Here is a 17,744-nt window from a genome sequence, read left to right as displayed (position 1 = left end):
ATATGGCAATGTTTGGAAGATTTACAGAAAGAGCACAAAGAGCAATACTATTATCTCAGGAGGAGGCAAAGAGCCTAAAGCATAATTATGTAGGTACAGAACATTTGCTCCTAGGTCTTATTGCAGAAGGAGAAGGAGTAGCTGCAAAAGCATTATCCAAACTAGGTGCTACATTAGATAGAGCTAGAGGCGAAGTGATTTCCGCCATAGGTCAAGGTGAATATGGAGCAGATATTTTAGGATTTACTCCTAGAACTAAAAGGATATTTGAATTAGGATTTGTAGAGGCAAGAAATCTTGGACATAATTATGTAGGTACAGAGCATCTATTACTTGGATTATTAGAAGAAGGTGAAGGTGTTGCTATAGTTGTATTGAAAAAGTTAGGAGTAGATATAGATAAACTAACGGAAATGATTCTTAGTATGATAACAGATGCAAATCAAAAAGGAGGACAAAATACAGAATCTAGTAATCCTAATACTCCAAATCTGGCTAAATATAGTATAGATTTAAATAAAATGGCTCAAGCAGGAGAAATAGATCCAGTAATAGGTAGAGCAAAGGAAATAGAAAGGGTAATCCAAATTTTAAGTAGGAGAACAAAAAATAATCCAGTTTTAATAGGAGAACCAGGAGTAGGAAAAACAGCCATAGCTGAAGGATTAGCACAAAGAATAATAGAAGGTAATATACCAGAAATCATAAAGGATAAAAGAGTGGTTACATTGGACTTACCTGGAATGATAGCTGGAGCAAAATACAGAGGAGAGTTTGAAGAAAGATTAAAATCTGTAATGAAAGAATTGAAGGAAGCAGGAGATGTTATTCTTTTTATAGATGAACTTCATACAATAGTAGGGGCAGGAGCTGCAGAAGGGGCTATAGATGCTTCTAATATTTTAAAGCCAATATTAGCCAGAGGTGAACTGCAAGTAGTAGGAGCAACTACTATAGATGAATATAGAAAGCATATAGAAAAGGATTCTGCTTTAGAAAGAAGATTTCAGCCTATAATGGTTGAAGAGCCTACTATAGAAGATACGATTAAGATATTGGAAGGATTAAGGGATAAATATGAGGCCCATCATAGGGTTAAAATAACAGATGAAGCTATAAAAGCAGCAACAGAACTATCTAGCAGATATATAACTGATAGATTTTTACCTGATAAGGCAATAGATTTAATAGATGAAGCTGCATCTATGATTAGAATAAATTCTTATGTTGCTCCAGATGAACTTAAAAGTTTAGAGGAAAGATTAGAAGAACTGTCACAAGAAAAAGAAGAGGCAATCAATACTCAAAACTATGAAAAAGCAGCAAAAGTAAGGGATATGGAAAGACAAGTAAAGGAAGAGCTGGAAAGCAACAAGGTAAAATGGCATCAAGAAAAACAAATATCAAGTATGAAGGTCGGATATGATGAAATTGCTAAAGTTGTATCCAATTGGACCGGAGTACCAGTGACTAAGATGACAACAGAAGAAAGTGAGAGACTGTTAAACTTAGAAAAGATATTACATGAGAAAGTCATTGGCCAAGAACAGGCAGTAAAGGCTGTAGCAAGTGCAGTAAGAAGATCTAGAGTAGGACTTAAAGACCCTAAAAAGCCAGTAGGAAGCTTTATATTTGTAGGGCCTACAGGAGTAGGTAAAACATATTTAGCGAAAGCATTGGCAGAGGCTTTATTTGGTGATGAAGAGGCTATGATTAGAATAGATATGTCAGAGTATATGGAAAAACACTCAGTATCTAGATTAGTGGGTTCACCTCCAGGATATGTTGGTTATGATGAAGGGGGTCAATTAACAGAAGCCATAAGAAGAAAACCTTATGCTGTGGTCTTATTTGATGAAATTGAAAAAGCCCACCCCGATGTATTCAATATGCTTTTACAAATATTAGATGATGGACGACTAACGGATTCAAAGGGTAGAACTGTAGATTTTAAAAATACTGTAATTATAATGACTTCAAATGTGGGAGCTACATCTATTAGAAAGCAAAATGTATTAGGTTTCTCTGCTGGTAAAGCTGATAATAGAGAAGAATATGAAAAGATGAAAGAAACCATAACGGAAGAACTAAAAAGGACTTTTAGACCAGAGTTTCTAAATAGGCTTGATGAAACCATAGTATTCCATAGCTTAGAGGAGAAACACATAAAAGAGATTGTGGAAGTTATGATAAAGGATTTAGAAAAACGTCTTTCAAGTATAGGTGTAAAAATAAATGTATCCGAAAACACAAAAAATTATATTGCAAGTAAGGGATTTGATCCTATTTATGGAGCAAGACCTCTTGAGAGAACCATAAGAAGAATGATAGAAGATGAATTGGCAGAAGAAATCTTAAGGGGAAATGTATCTAAAGACGATAGTATTATAATTGATTATGAAAATGATAAATTAGCATTTAAAATTTAGATAATGTATAAAGGCGGTCTTTGACCGCCTAAAATATGTATTAGGAGATAAATATGAAAAAAAGGATTATATATAGATGTGAAAATTGTGGTTATCAAAGTAGCGGACATTTGGGAAGGTGTCCTGAATGTAGTGCTTGGAATAGTATTAAAGAGACTTTGATGGAAGACAAAAAAGAAACTTCAAAATCTAAAATAAAAGCAGAAAGAAAACCAATTAAAAGGTTACAAGAAGTAGCGACTACAAATAGTCATAGGATTGTAACCAGTATAAATGAGTTTAACAGAGTAATGGGTGGAGGAATAGTAAAGGATTCAATTACTATACTTTCGGCAAAGCCAGGAGCGGGTAAATCAACTTTATTGTTACAAGTAGCCAATGACTTAGCCAATATGAACTATAAAGTTCTATATGCCTCAGGAGAAGAAAGTGAGTCTCAAATAAAAAGCCGTGCTGATAGAATTATAGAAAAAATTAATGATGATGTATGGGTAATATCTGATAATAGTATGGATAATGTTTTAGGCATTATAAATGAGGTTGACCCTGATTTAATAATAATTGATAGTATTCAAACTTTTACTTTAGATGAATTTCCTAGTTCTAGAGCAGGTTCTCCTACTCAGACCATGGAATGTGCCAATGCTTTAGTAGAGGTGGCAAAAAATATAGACAGGCCTAGAGCAATTATTTTAGTTGGACAGATGACTAAAGAAGATGAAATAGCAGGTGTAAGAGCATTAGAACATTTAGTAGATGCAGTCCTTATTATAGAAGGTGAAAGTGGAGAAGAATTAAGGACCTTATTAACTACAAAGAATAGATATGGCTCCACTGGAGAAATGGGTTTCTTTTATATAACAGATAAAGGCATGATTTCTATAGATAATCCTTCTGAGTATTTTATGACATCAAGAGAAGGCAATAAAGTTATGCCAGGAAATGCAATTACTGTAGTTAGGGAAGGAACTAGACCTATTATTCTAGAAATAGAAAGTTTAGTTTCAGATTCATTTACTCCTTATCCTTCAAGAATAGGGGAATGTCTAAAGAGAGAGCAATTAAATACTTTAGTATCCATAATAGAACAGAGAGGTGGAATGAAATTTTATGATAAGAATGTAGTAATCAAAACTACTGGAGGTATAAAGCTAAAGGAACAGGCATCTAATCTAGCTGTTCTCATGAGTATTATATCTTCTGTGAAATCTGTTGGGATACCTAATGATACTGTTTTCATAGCTGATGTTGGTTTAACAGGAGAGCTAAAAAGAGTGCCATCTCTTGAAACTAGACTTAGAGAACTGGATAGAATGGGATTTAAAAAGGCATATGTAGCCCCTCATAGTGGAAAGGGGATAAAGACTAATAATTTAAAGATTATAGAATTAGAGACTTTAAGAGATGTTATAAGAAGTATTTTTAATTAAGAAAACCAAGCCTAAATACTAAGCTTGGTTTTTTAATTATAATTTTAAATTGGCATAGCCATTTTATGGCGAATATGAAAGTTCTACAGTTTTATATTTTATAAAGAACTTTCAATTAATGAGTATCAACAACAGATACATTTAATGTTTTCACATAAGCTTTTGTTATTTTAAGCTAAATACACCTAAGGTTTTAATTGTATTATATTCGCTTTTTAAGATTTCATCTAAATCCAAATCTAAAGAGTTACAAAGAGCAGCCAAGTAAAAAATATAGGAACCAATTTCTCCACTAAGAACTTCTTTGCAACTATTACAAATTTCCCCATTAAGGTGGTTCTTAACTGAATCTAGCATTTCTTCAAAACTATCGTTGCTGAAGTCTTGCTTACTTGCATTGATAGAAATACATCCGCAAGAAGTAACTGATTTTGCCACTGCTCTATTAATTCTGGCATTATATTCATCAAGCTTGGTAGTTATATCTAATATACTTTTATGCCTAATAAGAACTTGTGAAACTTGTTCTTGAAGATCCTTACATAATGAATTTTTATCAATATTTATATTATTACTCATACTCTCCACTCCCGTCAAAATTTTTTGCTGTTATAGTTCAATTATACTTATGGAGACAAGCAGTTGTCAAATATTTCTATCAATTATTTAAAAAATATAATTTTTATAATTCGTTGAAAAAAACATAATAAAAATGATTGACAACTGAAATGAGACTATGATACAATATAAACTTTACAATTTCAGCATTTTAAGGTATAATATAAAGAGAAAAGGTGAATAGGAGGTAGTGGAATGTTTAATATTGGTGATAAAGTTGTATATCCTATGCATGGTGCTGGAATTATTGAAGGTATTGAAGAAAGAGAAATATTGGGAGAAAAAAGAAAATATTTTATTATGAGAATGCCCATTGGAGATATGAAAGTTATGGTTCCTGTAGACAATGTAGAAGAAGTAGGAGTTAGGGAAGTAATTACTAAAGTGGATTTAGAAAGGGTAATTTCTATACTTAAAGGTAATAAAACATCTATGCCTCAAAATTGGAACAGAAGATATAGAATAAATATGGATAGGATAAAATCTGGTGATATTTTTGAAATTGCAGCTGTTGTTAGAAATCTTTTGATGATGGATATGGAAAAAGGATTATCTACGGGAGAACGTAAGATGTTAATTTCTGCTAAACAAATGTTGCTTTCAGAAATGGTTTTAGTATCAGAGTATGATGTTGAGCAAGTTGAAGAAGTAGTATTAGAGGCTATTAAACATGAAGAAGAGGAAGACATTACAGAAAAATAATTGTCAAAGTATAAAGAAATGGTTTATTTTTAGAAAAACTGGCAATAAATATATATAGGAGGTGAATAGATGATTGGTAAAATTTTAAAAGGGGCAATAGGAATACTAGGTATGCTAATAGGATATGGTATTTTATCTTTATTCATCAGTTTAGAGATTATACAGATTAATAAGGCAGGATGGCTGAATTTAGTCTTATATTTAGGTGTATCTATTATATTCGGAATTATATTCTTTTCCTTATCATCTAAAATAATTGACAAAGGAAGAAAGTTAGTTAGATTGATTGAAAACGAATTAGAAAAGTTTTCTGCATATGATATTGCTATATCAGCTGTTGGACTTATTCTTGGACTTATAATTGCATTTTTATTAACTCAGCCATTAAACAATTTAGGCATACCTTATGTGGGAGTTCCAGTATCCATAGCTCTTTATGTTGTACTTGGATATTTAGGATTATCTATACCAAATAGGAAAAAGGATGATATAACTTCAACTTTAGGCAACATTAGAAAGACACCAAGAGATAGGGCTAAAGCCCAAAATAGAACATATCCTAAAGTACTAGATACATCTGTTATAATCGATGGTAGAATAGCAGATATATGTAAAACAGGATTTATTGAAGGACCTCTTGTTATACCAGAATTTGTATTGTCAGAATTACAGCATATAGCAGATTCTTCTGATTCCCTAAAAAGAAATAGAGGAAGACGAGGATTGGATATATTGAATAAAATACAAAAAGAATTAGACATTGAGGTAATAATTCATGACAAGAAATTTGAAGATGTTCCTGAAGTAGATTCAAAACTATTAAAATTAACTCAACTACTTAAAGGGAAAATAATAACAAATGATTACAACCTAAATAAAGTAGCAGAAGTACAAGGAATTGATGTGCTGAATATAAATGAATTAGCAAATGCAGTTAAACCAGTTGTACTTCCAGGAGAAGAAATGCTTGTGCAGGTAGTAAGAGATGGAAAAGAATTAGGTCAAGGTCTTGCATATTTAGATGATGGAACCATGATAGTTGTAGAAAGCGGTAGAAAGTTCATAGGTGAAACCATAGATGTAGTAGTTACATCAGTACTCCAAACATCTGCGGGTAGAATGATATTTGCCAAGCCAAAGTCAATGGTAGATAGAGCAGTTTAAGACCCTTAGGGGTCTTTTATTTTTGGTATAAAAAATAATATATTTATTTATAATGTACTATGTTATAATACTCTAAGAGGTGAGATGATGTATAAAGACTACTATGTATCTGTAATCATAGCTGCTGCTGGAATGAGTAATAGAATGGGAAGCAAAATCAATAAACAATTTATTGCAATAGGTGGCAAGCCTATATTAGCTCATACAATAGAAAAATTTGAAAGATGCAGATACATTGATGAAATAATTTTAGTAGCAAAAGAAGAGGAAATTGAATATTGTAGAAAAGAAATCGTTAGAAAATATAAATTTAATAAAGTTGCTAATATAATAAGAGGTGGAAAGGAAAGACAGGATTCGGTATATAATGGTATACTAGCCTTAAATGAATGCTCAAATATAGTGCTTACCCATGATGGTGCTAGACCTTTTGTAAAAAATGAAAATATTGAAGATGGTATAAGGGGTGTAATAGACCATGGGGCTTGTGTCATAGGAGTACCTGTAAAGGATACAATAAAGATTGTAGGCAGTGAAAATAATATAGATGATACTCCACCAAGAAATCTAATCTGGGCCGCCCAAACTCCACAATGTTTCTTTAAAGAAATACTTGTTAAAGGCTATGAAAATGCAATGTCCACTGGATTTTTTGGAACTGATGATAGTTCAATTGTTGAGGAAATTGGTTATAATGTTAAGATGATTATGGGAAGTTATGAAAATATAAAGATTACTACCCCAGAAGATATTATTCTTGCAGAGTCCTTAATCAAAGACAGGGATATGATTTTTAACAGAAGAGAGTTTGTATTTCAAAGTAGATAATAGAAATAGGTGATAATATGAGAATTGGATTTGGTTATGATGTTCATAAACTTGTAGAAAACAGAAAGTTAATACTGGGTGGTGTAGATGTGACCTTTGAAAAAGGTCTATTAGGTCATTCTGATGCAGATGTTTTAGTTCATGCTGTAATGGACAGTATTCTAGGGGCATTAGCTTTAGGTGATATAGGCAAACATTTTCCAGATACTGATAATAAATATAAAGATATATCAAGTATTTATCTTTTGTCTCAAGTTTACGAACTTATGGAAGAAGCAGGATATACTATTGGAAATATAGATGTAACTGTTGCGGCTCAAAGACCTAAATTAGCTCCTTATATAGAGGAAATGAGAAAAAATATTGCCAATACTTTACATACTTCCATAGACAATATAAATGTAAAAGCCACTACTACAGAATGGTTAGGCTTTGAAGGAAGAGAAGAGGGAATATCTTCCTATAGTGTTTGTATGCTTAAAAAAGAAAATAATTGACACAATATAATAGTACTAGTATAATATGTATAATATCCTAGCAAAGAAGGGAAATAGTAAGTATTATAGGTCCTAGAGAGGAAGTTAAATGGTGGAAAACTTCTGTCCTTCCTAATATTGAACCTACCCCAGAGCATTTAAGCCAAAAGCTTAAACGGTTGTGCGTTATAACTATTGAGTGAACCTGTTTAGGTTTATTAGAGTGGTACCGCGGAATTTAACCTTTCGTCTCTTACAAAGAGATGAAAGGCTTTTTTTATGACCTAACCCGATTTGCGTTTTTTGCAAATCGATGGTAGGTCAAACGCAATGAGAACCCAATTTATACGAGTGTAACGAGTAAATAAATTGGTGTTTCGAAACTGCGTAGTCACTGCATCAAACAATCCAACTCAACGAAGTCAACAAACTGTAGGTAGGTCAAACGCAACGAGAACCAAATTCATACGAGCATAGCGAGTAAATGAATTTGAGTTTCGAAACTGCGTAGCCACCGTGTCAAACAATTGAATTTAACGAAGGTAACAAATCGATGGTAGGTCAAACGTACCTACTCTGTCCGTTTTATCTACAATTCGCTATGCTCATTGGACAAAAAGGCAACGAGAACCAAATTCATAAGAACATAGCGAGTAAATAAATTGGGATTTCGAAACTGCGTAGTCACCATATCAAACAACTGAATTTAACTAAGTCAACAAATTTATAACCTAGTCAACATTTTTAATTTTTTATATAAATATAAGGAGAGTGATTTTTATGAGAATGTCAAAATTTTATATACCTACTTTAAGAGAAATGCCATCAGATGCAGAAATAGCAAGTCATAAATTACTTTTAAGAGCAGGTATGATGAGAAAATTAGTTAGTGGTGTGTATTCTTATCTTCCAATGGGATATAGAGTAATAAGGAAGGTAGAACAAATAGTTAGGGAAGAAATGGATAGGGCAGGTGCTCAGGAATTATTGATGTCTGCAATTCAACCAAAGGAAATATGGGAAGCTTCTGGAAGATGGGAAAATTTTGGTCCAGAAATGTTTAGACTTAAAGATAGAAACAGTAGGGAATTCTGCCTTGGACCTACCCATGAAGAATATTTTACAGATTTAATAAAGGATGAAGTAAAATCTTATAAACAACTTCCATTAAATCTTTATCAGATTCAAACAAAATATAGAGATGAGAAAAGACCAAGATTTGGCTTAATGAGATGTAGAGAATTTATAATGAAAGATGCCTATAGCTTTGATGTAGATGAAGAAAATATGAAAACATCATATCAAATAATGTGGGAAGCTTATGATGAAGTATTTACAAGGCTTAAACTGAAATATAAAGTAGTTCAAGGAGATACAGGAGCCATGGGAGGAAAAATATCTCACGAATTCATGGCAATGTCAGAAGCAGGAGAAAGCTTGGTTGCTTATTGCGATAATTGCAACTATGCAGCTACTGATGAAAAGGCAGATGTAGTATATAAAGTAAACAATGAAATAGAAGAAGAATTAAATATGGAGCGAGTTCATACTCCAAATGTAACTACTATTGAATCTTTAGTAGAATTCTTTGGCATTGATCATGGCAGATTTGGAAAAGCGTTGGTATATAATATAGGAGAACCAATAGTTGCAATCATCCCAGGAGATAGAGAACTAAATGAAACTAAGTTATGTAATTATTTAGGAATAGGAGAACATGATTTAGAATTAGCCAATGAAGAAATTATACTAGATATAACTGGAGCAAATAAAGGCTTTACAGGGCCAGTAGGAATTAAGAAGGGAGTTAAAGTTCTAGTAGATTCTAGAATTGCCAAAATGAAAAATTTAATAGTAGGTGGAAATGAGACAGATTACCATCTAAAAAATGTAAATTATGGTAGAGACTTTACAGGAGAAGTAGTAGAAGATTTACTTTTAGTAAGAGAAGGAGATATATGCCCTAAATGTGGTGAGCAGCTTAAAATGGAAAGAGGAATTGAAGTAGGAAATATATTCCAGTTAGGTACTAAATACTCATCAGCTTTAGATTCTAACTTTTTAGATGAAAATGGTAAGGAAAAGCCATTTGTAATGGGATGTTATGGTATAGGAGTTTCTAGGTCAGTGGCAGCAGTTGTAGAACAATATCATGATGAAAATGGTATAATATGGCCATTAGTTGTAGCTCCTTATCATGTAATTATAACTGTAGTAAACACAAAGGATGAAAGTCAAGTAAACTTAGGTGAAAAGTTATACCAAGAATTAGGAGTATTAGGTGTTGAAGTTATAATAGATGATAGAAATGAAAGAGCAGGAGTTAAATTTAAAGATAGAGATTTAATAGGAATTCCAATTAGAATAACTGTAGGAAAAAAAGCAGGAGAATCTATTGTAGAATACTCAGTTAGAGGAGAAGAAGATAAACAAGAAGTAGAAGTAGATAAATTAATATCTTTAATAGAAGAAGAATTTACTAAAGAGGGTTTGAAATTATAGTATGATAAAAAGATAGTCCAAGGGGACTATCTTTTTTATTATAAAAGAAGGAATTTTTTAAATTATGTCGAATATATATAAGTATAATATTTCAGAAGATTCAAACATGGAGAAGGCTAAAAAATATCTAAAATAAAACATTGTTTTCAAGCATTTAAGTAATTTCTAAGAAATATAAACATAAGGTAAATAATAAAAATATATTATAATACTAATGAAAGGTGAGGGAGTTATGAATGTAGGTTTAGAATTGGCTAAGGTATGTGAAGAATTTATTTGTATATTAGAGGTACTGAAAACAAATGATTTAATAACAGAAGAAGAATTTATACTACACTCAAAGATAAAAGAAAAGTTTATAGAAGAAAAATCCTCTTTAGAATCTTAAAACCATAATATTTTTAAAATGGGCAATACTATAGTAAAATCTTTTCAAAGATTTTTTACTATAGTATTTTTACTTATTTAGATAGAGAGTTTACAGTAATGAACTGGTGATATATAATATAATATAATTAATTTAAGGAGGTAACAGTTTTGAAAGAAATTAGATTAAGATTTGCCCCAAGTCCAACGGGTTTCATACATATAGGCTCTATTAGGACTGCTTTATACAATTATCTATTTGCTAGACGCAATAATGGAAAGTTTATTTTGAGAATAGAAGATACTGATCAAACTAGATTTGTTGAAGGAGCTATAGAGAATTTAATAGAGTCTTTGCATTGGGCCGGAATAGAATATGATGAAGGAATATTTGTGGAAGATGGAAAGATTGTTCAAAAAGGAGATTATGGTCCATATATTCAATCTGAAAGATTAGATATATATAAGAAATATGTAGATGAACTTATTGAAAAAGGTCATGCTTATTATTGTTTCTGCTCTAAAGAAAGACTTGAAAGTGTTCGTGAGGAACAAAAAATTAAGGGTCTAGTTCCAAAATATGATGGATTCTGTAGAAATATTTCTTTAGAAGAAGCAAAAATAAGAATTGCCAATGGTGAAGAATATGTTGTTAGATTAAAATTACCTCAGAACTATGATATAAAGTTCCACGATTTAGTTAGGGGAGATATTGTAATAAATACTGACGATATTGACGATCAAGTACTACTGAAGTCTGATGGATATCCAACTTATCATATGGCTGTAGTAGTAGATGACCATTTAATGAAAATATCCCATATAGTTAGAGGAGAAGAATGGCTGCCTTCTACACCAAAACATATTTATTTATATGAAGTATTTGGATGGGAAAAACCAACATATGTGCATTTACCTACTGTTTTAAATAAAGACAGAAAGAAATTAAGTAAGCGTCAAGGAGATGTTTCTGTAGAAGATTTTAGAGATAAGGGATATTTACCAGAGGGATTAGTAAATTATTTAGCATTGGTGGGATGGAGTCCAGAAGATAATGAAGAAATATTATCTATGGAAGAATTAATAAACAAGTTTTCCTTTGAAAGAGTATCAAAAACAGGTGGAATTTTTGATAAAGATAAATTAAACTGGGTAAATGGACATTATATAAGAAGTTCGTCTGTGGAGAAAATCACAGATTTGGCTATTCCTCATTTAACAGAAGCTGGTTTAATTGACAAATCTTTTACTAGAGATAAATATGATTGGCTTAAATTATTGGTTCATACTGTTCAAGAGAGTTTAGATACTATAAGTGATGTAGTGGAAAAAGTAGAATTCATATTTAAAGATCATGTAGAGATAGTCGAAGAAGATGCGTTGGAAATAATAAAAGGTGAACAAGTAAGCTCTGTACTTACGGCTATTAAGGAAGAGTTAAACAATGTAGAAGTAGTAGATGAAGAATATGCTAAAGGATTTATGAAGCTAATCCAAAAAGCAACTGGAGTAAAAGGCAAAAATTTATTTATGCCAGCAAGAGTAGCTTTAACAGGAACAGCACACGGACCAGAGTTTGTGAATATACTAGTTTTACTAGGGAAAGAAAATATAATAAAGAGAATTGAGTATGTAGAGAAGAATTATATTTAGTGAAAAGAAAAAGACCCTTCACTAAAAAAGAAGGAGGTTAGGTATGAGGATTTATAATACTTTAACAAGAAAAAAAGAAGAATTTATACCAGTAGTGGAAGGACAGGTTAGTATGTATACCTGTGGACCAACGGTATATAACTATATACACGTTGGAAATGCTAGACCCATAGTAATATTTGATACTTTAAGAAGATTTTTTATGTATAGGGGATATGAGGTTAAATATATTTCAAATTTCACAGATATTGATGATAGAATAATAAGCAAAGCAAATGAAGAAAATACTACATTTAAAGAAATATCCGAGAGATATATAGAAGCTTTTATGAATGATACAAAAGGCTTAAATGTATATGAAGAAAAAACTATACATCCGAAAGCTACAGAATTTATTCAGCCAATGATAGAATTTATAGAAGCTTTGATAGAAAAAGATGCAGCCTATAATGTAGATGGAAATGTTTATTTTAATATAAATAGTGCTAAGGATTATGGTAAATTATCCAAGAAAAATATTGAGGATTTACTAAGTGGTGCTAGAGTTGAAGTAAGTGATGAAAAACAAAATCCTATGGATTTTGCATTATGGAAAAAGGCTAAAGAAGGAGAACCATCATGGAAAAGTCCATGGGGATTAGGTAGACCTGGATGGCATATAGAGTGTTCTGTAATGGCTAGGACTTTAGTAGGAGATACAATAGATATACATGCAGGTGGAGATGATCTTCAGTTTCCACACCATGAAAATGAAATTGCTCAGTCTGAGACGTTAACGGAGAGGCCCTTTGCTAATTACTGGATGCATAATGCTATGTTAAATGTAGAAAATCAAAAGATGTCAAAATCCTTAGGTAATTTTTTTACTGTAAAAGAAGTTGGAGAGGAATTTGACTTGGAGATTCTTAGATTTTTCCTATTATCTGCACATTATAGATCTCCTATAAACTTTACTAGAGAAATAATGTATCAAATGGAAAATGCTTTAGAAAGGCTATATAATGGCAAGAAAAATTTAGAATATTTATATGACAAGGCTGAAGATAGAGAATTAAATGAAGAAGAAGATAATCATCTGAAAGAAATCGAGAAATTTAAAGAAGAATTTATAGAGAGTATGGAAGATGATTTAAACACTGCAGATGCTATTGCAGCAGTATTTGAGCTAGTAAAATATGCCAATACCCATGTAAATGAAAAGAACTCTAAAGAATTGATACGAAAAACTTATGATCTTCTTATGGAATTATGTAATGTTCTAGGAATATTAAATAAAAAGGAAGAAATCCTAGAAGAAGAAATAGTAGAATTTATTGAAAAAAGAACTGAAGCAAGAAAAAATAAAGATTTCAAACTAGCTGATGAAATTAGAAATATATTAAAAGAAAAAGGAATAGTTTTAGAGGACACCCAAGAGGGTGTGAAATGGAAACGAGTGTAGATTATGGAAAAAGACAATTTATTTAGAAAAACAAACCAAAAATTAACTGCAGAGGATATAGCTATGCTGTCTCCTTTGCAGCTTGCTTATATAGGCGATGCAGTATATGAATTATTAGTGAGAACTTATTTACTGCAAAAAAAACTTCCAGTAAATAAACTGCATAAAGCAACAATTGAATATGTAAAAGCTAAGGCACAAGCAAATATTGTCCATATATTGGAGGAAGACCTTAGTGAAGAAGAGCAAACAATAGTAAAAAAAGGAAGAAATGCTAAATCACATACAATGCCTAAAAATGCAAATATGATAGATTATAAATATGCTACAGGATTTGAGGCGTTAATAGGGTATCTTTATTTACAAAAAAAGGATGAAAGAATATCTGAAATATTTGAAATGATTTCAAATATGGATATTGAATAAATAGAGGGGGGTTGAAATGTTAAAGGTAAAACTTTTAAGATATACACCTGATGGTGAAAAGTTAGTTGCATCAGCTGCAAAACTATGCTACTCTCCTGTAGGGATTGATGAAATTGAAGAAAGTTTAGACGAAGAAAAAGTTGAGTCCTTTTTATCTCTCTTAATGGATTTAAACCATGAAAGTCCAATAGAACATATTAGCTTTACATTCGGAATTGAAGGAGTATCACGGACATTGACTCATCAATTGGTGAGACATAGAATTGCAAGTTTTTCTCAGCAATCCCAAAGATATGTAAAACTTGAACAATTTGAATATATAATACCACCTAATATTTCAAGTAATAAAAGTGCTAAAGAATTGTTTATAAAGGCAATGGAAGATGACCAAAAGTATTATAATGAAATAACTGAAATATTATTTCAAGAACATTATAATAAATATATAAACCAAGGATTTTCAGAAAAGGAATCTAAAAACAAGGCAGAAAAAGAATCTATAGAAGATGCTAGATATATTTTTCCAAATGCCTGCGAAACCAAAATAGTAATTACTATGAATGCAAGGTCATTGCTTAATTTCTTTAATTTAAGATGCTGTAATAGGGCTCAATGGGAAATAAGAAGTCTTGCAACATCAATGTTAAAAGAAGTTAGAAAAGTATATCCAATACTATTTAAAAATGCAGGTCCTAGATGTGTGAATGGACCTTGTCCGGAAGGAAAGATGAGTTGTGGAAAAATGGTTGAAGTTAGGGAAAGGTTTAGAACCAGTGAATAGTTAAAACATAGTGAAGAGTGAATAGTGAAAGGTGAATAGTTAAGAAACAGTGAAGAGTGAAAAACGAAAGATATGTCATTCTTGGAAAAGGTAAGTCAATAGTTTCAAGTTCGCTTGAAACTACCACAACTATTCACCATTAGTTATTAGTTATTCACTGAATTAAAGAAAGGTGTGAATAAATGGATTTTCAATATGTTGTAGGAAGAAATCCTGTTTTAGAAATACTTAAAACAGACAGAGAAATAGAAAAACTATATATTTTAAAAGGAGAACTCCAAGGCTCCATAAATAAAATAATTGGTATGGCAAAGGATAGAAATATTGTAATTCAACAAGTGGATAAAAATAAACTTGACTCTTTATCAGAAGGTAATGCACATCAAGGGGTAGTTGCTTTAGTTACCTCCTATACCTATGTAGATATAGATGATATATTAAATAAGGCTAAAGAAAAAGAAGAGCCACCCTTTGTTGTAATCTTAGATGGATTAGAAGATCCACATAATTTGGGTTCCATAATTAGAACAGCAGAATGTGCAGGGGTTCATGGGATAATTATTCCTAAAAGACGTTCTGCAGCAGTTAATCAAACGGTATACAAAAGTTCTGCTGGAGCAGTAGAGCATATGCTTGTGGCAAAAGTAAATAATATTGTCAATGCAATAGAGGAGTTAAAAGAAAAGGGCCTATGGATTTATGGTGCAGATATGACTGGTGCTGATTATTATAAAACATCTTTAAATGGTGGAGTAGCATTGGTAATAGGCAATGAAGGGAAAGGGATTTCCAGACTAGTTAAAGAGAAATGTGATGTACTAGTTAAAATTCCAATGCTAGGTAAAGTATCTTCTTTAAACGCTTCTAATGCGGCATCTATATTAATGTATGAGGTAGTAAGACAAAGCAATGGCTAAAAGAAATAAAAAGATTAAAGAATATCTTTTTGTTGACGGATATAATATTATTAATTCATGGGACAGGTTTAATAATCTAAAAAAAGCGCACCTAGAAGAAGCACGCAATGAACTCATAGAAATTATGATGGAATATAAGCATTATTCTGGTATTGAAGTAATAGTTGTATTTGATGCACATTTAGTAAAAGGGAATTATGGAGCACAGGAGAGCCACAATGGGTTGGAAGTAATATATACTAAAGAAAATGAAACAGCAGATCAATATATAGAGAAAAAACTAGATGAAATAGGCAGAATAAAAACAGTACGGGTAGCTACATCAGATTGGATGGAACAACAGATTATACTAGGTCGTGGAGGCACTAGAGTATCTGCAAGAGAATTGGAGATGGAAATATTCAACCAAAAAAAACTGATGAAACGAAAAAGAAGCAATGAAAATAAGAAAAATGATTTATTACTAGGTAGATTAGATGAAGAAACTATAAAAAGATTGAATAATCTAATTAGTAATTCAAATGACCTTGACTAATAAAAAACTATTGAATATAATAAAGTTGACAGAATTTAACATCTATGCTGGGGGGATTATTGGTGCATTTAAGTTTGTATAACGACATGGAATTAACCACCTATATGAATATGAGTGATGAAGAAATAGTGGCATTTGCTAAAGCTGATAATGATATGGCATTGGAATATTTAATCAATAAATATAAAAATATTGTAAAATGCAAAGCTAGATCTTATTACTTAATAGGTGCTGACAAAGAAGATATTATACAGGAAGGCATGATAGGTCTTTACAAGGCTATTCGCGATTATGATAAGGACAAGCTTGCTTCATTTAAAGCCTTTGCAGAAATTTGCATCACGAGACAAATTATTACAGCTATTAAAACTGCTACTAGACAAAAGCATATTCCATTAAATTCTTATGTTTCTCTTAATAAACCTATATACGATGAGGAGTCCGACAGAACTTTACTAGATATTGTTACTGGTGTAAATACATCAGACCCAGAAGAGTTAATGATAGGTAGGGAAGAACTAGATTTTATGGAAGGCAAAATAGGAGAAATATTATCTGAACTAGAATGGGAAGTTTTAATGTCCTATGTAGATGGAATGAGCTATCAAGAAATTGCAGCAAACTTAGACAGACATGTAAAGAGTATTGATAATGCTTTACAAAGGGTAAAAAGGAAATTAGAGGGAATACTAGAAAATAAGATGTAAATGGCTTGACAATTTTAAAGGTAAATAGTAAAATAACAAACAGTGAGTGAAAATGCCCACGTAGCTCAGGAGGTAGAGCACTTGCATGGTAAGCAAGAGGTCACCGGTTCGAGTCCGGTCGTGGGCTCCACATTTTTTTTACAAGTCATGAAACACCAGGACGAGTTTTCTTAGAATGTTTCTAAAAAGACTTAAAGTAAAATTATTAAAATATAAATATTAAGGAGGAATACCGAAATGGCAAAAGCAAAATTTGAAAGAACTAAACCCCACGTAAACATAGGAACAATAGGACACGTAGACCATGGTAAGACAACATTAACAGCAGCTATAACAATGGTATTAAACAAAAGATTTGGTTCAGGAGAAGCAATAAGCTATGACAACATAGATAAAGCACCAGAAGAGAGAGAAAGAGGAATCACAATATCTACATCACACGTAGAATATGAAACAGCAAATCGTCACTATGCACACGTAGACTGCCCAGGTCACGCTGACTACGTTAAGAACATGATAACAGGAGCAGCACAAATGGATGGAGCAATCTTAGTAGTATCAGCAGCAGATGGTCCAATGCCACAAACAAGAGAGCATATCCTATTATCAAGAAACGTAGGAGTACCAAAGATAGTAGTATTTTTAAACAAACAAGATATGGTAGATGACGAAGAGTTAATCGAATTAGTAGAAATGGAAGTAAGAGAATTATTATCAGAATATGACTTTGATGGAGATGGAACACCAATCGTAGTAGGTTCAGCATTAA

Annotated in this window: 17 protein-coding genes, 1 tRNA gene and 1 other annotated feature; of the genes, 17 read left to right on the top strand and 1 reads right to left on the bottom strand. The window is 31.8% G+C overall.

Going from position 1 to position 17,744, the window contains the following annotated elements:
* Window positions 1–2: 2 nt before the first annotated feature.
* Window positions 3–2,429, top strand: a complete 2,427-nt coding sequence (locus tag FYJ83_RS05070; protein ID WP_154439252.1) for an ATP-dependent Clp protease ATP-binding subunit — start codon at window positions 3–5, stop codon at window positions 2,427–2,429.
* Window positions 2,430–2,482: 53 nt separating this feature from the next.
* On the top strand, window positions 2,483–3,859 hold the full coding sequence (gene radA, locus FYJ83_RS05065; protein ID WP_154439251.1) for a DNA repair protein RadA: 1,377 nt from the start codon (window positions 2,483–2,485) through the stop codon (window positions 3,857–3,859).
* A 165-nt stretch (window positions 3,860–4,024) separates the two neighbouring features.
* Here the strand turns inward: radA and FYJ83_RS05060 are convergent, their stop codons facing one another.
* A complete protein-coding gene (locus tag FYJ83_RS05060) occupies window positions 4,025–4,438 on the bottom strand; it encodes a nucleoside triphosphate pyrophosphohydrolase family protein (RefSeq protein WP_154439250.1) in 414 nt (137 codons plus the stop codon).
* A gap of 234 nt (window positions 4,439–4,672) precedes the next feature.
* Between FYJ83_RS05060 and FYJ83_RS05055 the strand changes: the two genes are divergently transcribed.
* From FYJ83_RS05055 to FYJ83_RS04985, 15 genes are all read left to right on the top strand, one after another.
* Window positions 4,673–5,179, top strand: coding sequence for a CarD family transcriptional regulator (locus tag FYJ83_RS05055; RefSeq protein ID WP_154439249.1), 507 nt, complete (start codon window positions 4,673–4,675; stop codon window positions 5,177–5,179).
* A 69-nt stretch (window positions 5,180–5,248) separates the two neighbouring features.
* The gene (locus FYJ83_RS05050; RefSeq protein WP_154439248.1) at window positions 5,249–6,343 is read left to right on the top strand and encodes a PIN/TRAM domain-containing protein; all 1,095 of its coding nucleotides are present in this window, start codon (window positions 5,249–5,251) and stop codon (window positions 6,341–6,343) included.
* A gap of 87 nt (window positions 6,344–6,430) precedes the next feature.
* A complete protein-coding gene (gene ispD / locus FYJ83_RS05045) occupies window positions 6,431–7,171 on the top strand; it encodes a 2-C-methyl-D-erythritol 4-phosphate cytidylyltransferase (RefSeq protein ID WP_154439247.1) in 741 nt (246 codons plus the stop codon).
* A 17-nt stretch (window positions 7,172–7,188) separates the two neighbouring features.
* Window positions 7,189–7,668 (top strand): 2-C-methyl-D-erythritol 2,4-cyclodiphosphate synthase, encoded by a 480-nt coding sequence (gene ispF / locus FYJ83_RS05040; RefSeq protein WP_154439246.1) that lies wholly within the window; start codon window positions 7,189–7,191, stop codon window positions 7,666–7,668.
* Window positions 7,669–7,702: 34 nt separating this feature from the next.
* Window positions 7,703–7,904: a binding site (T-box leader), on the top strand.
* Window positions 7,905–8,427: 523 nt separating this feature from the next.
* The gene (locus tag FYJ83_RS05035; RefSeq protein WP_154439245.1) at window positions 8,428–10,149 is read left to right on the top strand and encodes a proline--tRNA ligase; all 1,722 of its coding nucleotides are present in this window, start codon (window positions 8,428–8,430) and stop codon (window positions 10,147–10,149) included.
* Between the two features lie 232 nt (window positions 10,150–10,381).
* A complete protein-coding gene (locus FYJ83_RS05030; RefSeq protein ID WP_154439244.1) occupies window positions 10,382–10,537 on the top strand; it encodes a hypothetical protein in 156 nt (51 codons plus the stop codon).
* A 149-nt stretch (window positions 10,538–10,686) separates the two neighbouring features.
* Window positions 10,687–12,168, top strand: a complete 1,482-nt coding sequence (gltX, locus tag FYJ83_RS05025; RefSeq protein WP_154439243.1) for a glutamate--tRNA ligase — start codon at window positions 10,687–10,689, stop codon at window positions 12,166–12,168.
* Window positions 12,169–12,211: 43 nt separating this feature from the next.
* A complete protein-coding gene (gene cysS, locus FYJ83_RS05020; RefSeq protein ID WP_154439242.1) occupies window positions 12,212–13,609 on the top strand; it encodes a cysteine--tRNA ligase in 1,398 nt (465 codons plus the stop codon).
* A gap of 3 nt (window positions 13,610–13,612) precedes the next feature.
* On the top strand, window positions 13,613–14,035 hold the full coding sequence (locus FYJ83_RS05015; protein WP_154439241.1) for a Mini-ribonuclease 3: 423 nt from the start codon (window positions 13,613–13,615) through the stop codon (window positions 14,033–14,035).
* Window positions 14,036–14,051: 16 nt separating this feature from the next.
* Window positions 14,052–14,816, top strand: a complete 765-nt coding sequence (gene thyX, locus FYJ83_RS05010; RefSeq protein WP_154439240.1) for an FAD-dependent thymidylate synthase — start codon at window positions 14,052–14,054, stop codon at window positions 14,814–14,816.
* A gap of 182 nt (window positions 14,817–14,998) precedes the next feature.
* The gene (rlmB, locus tag FYJ83_RS05005; protein ID WP_154439239.1) at window positions 14,999–15,733 is read left to right on the top strand and encodes a 23S rRNA (guanosine(2251)-2'-O)-methyltransferase RlmB; all 735 of its coding nucleotides are present in this window, start codon (window positions 14,999–15,001) and stop codon (window positions 15,731–15,733) included.
* Window positions 15,726–16,268 (top strand): NYN domain-containing protein, encoded by a 543-nt coding sequence (locus FYJ83_RS05000; RefSeq protein WP_154439238.1) that lies wholly within the window; start codon window positions 15,726–15,728, stop codon window positions 16,266–16,268. Before rlmB ends, FYJ83_RS05000 begins: the two co-directional genes overlap by 8 nt.
* 62 nt (window positions 16,269–16,330) lie before the next feature.
* Entirely contained in the window at window positions 16,331–16,975 is a 645-nt protein-coding gene (gene sigH / locus FYJ83_RS04995) for an RNA polymerase sporulation sigma factor SigH (protein WP_326828302.1), read from the top strand.
* Window positions 16,976–17,029: 54 nt separating this feature from the next.
* A tRNA-Thr gene (locus FYJ83_RS04990) sits at window positions 17,030–17,105 on the top strand.
* 107 nt (window positions 17,106–17,212) lie between these two features.
* Window positions 17,213–17,744: GTP-binding protein (locus FYJ83_RS04985; protein ID WP_154439237.1), on the top strand; the 532-nt coding region annotated here is incomplete at its 3' end.

Origin of the sequence: Tissierella pigra, from assembly GCF_009695605.1 — a bacterium.
Lineage (GTDB): Bacteria > Bacillota > Clostridia > Tissierellales > Tissierellaceae > Tissierella > Tissierella pigra.
The sequence above is the reverse complement of the archived record's forward strand: the minus strand, read 5'-3'. Positions and strand labels throughout refer to the sequence as shown.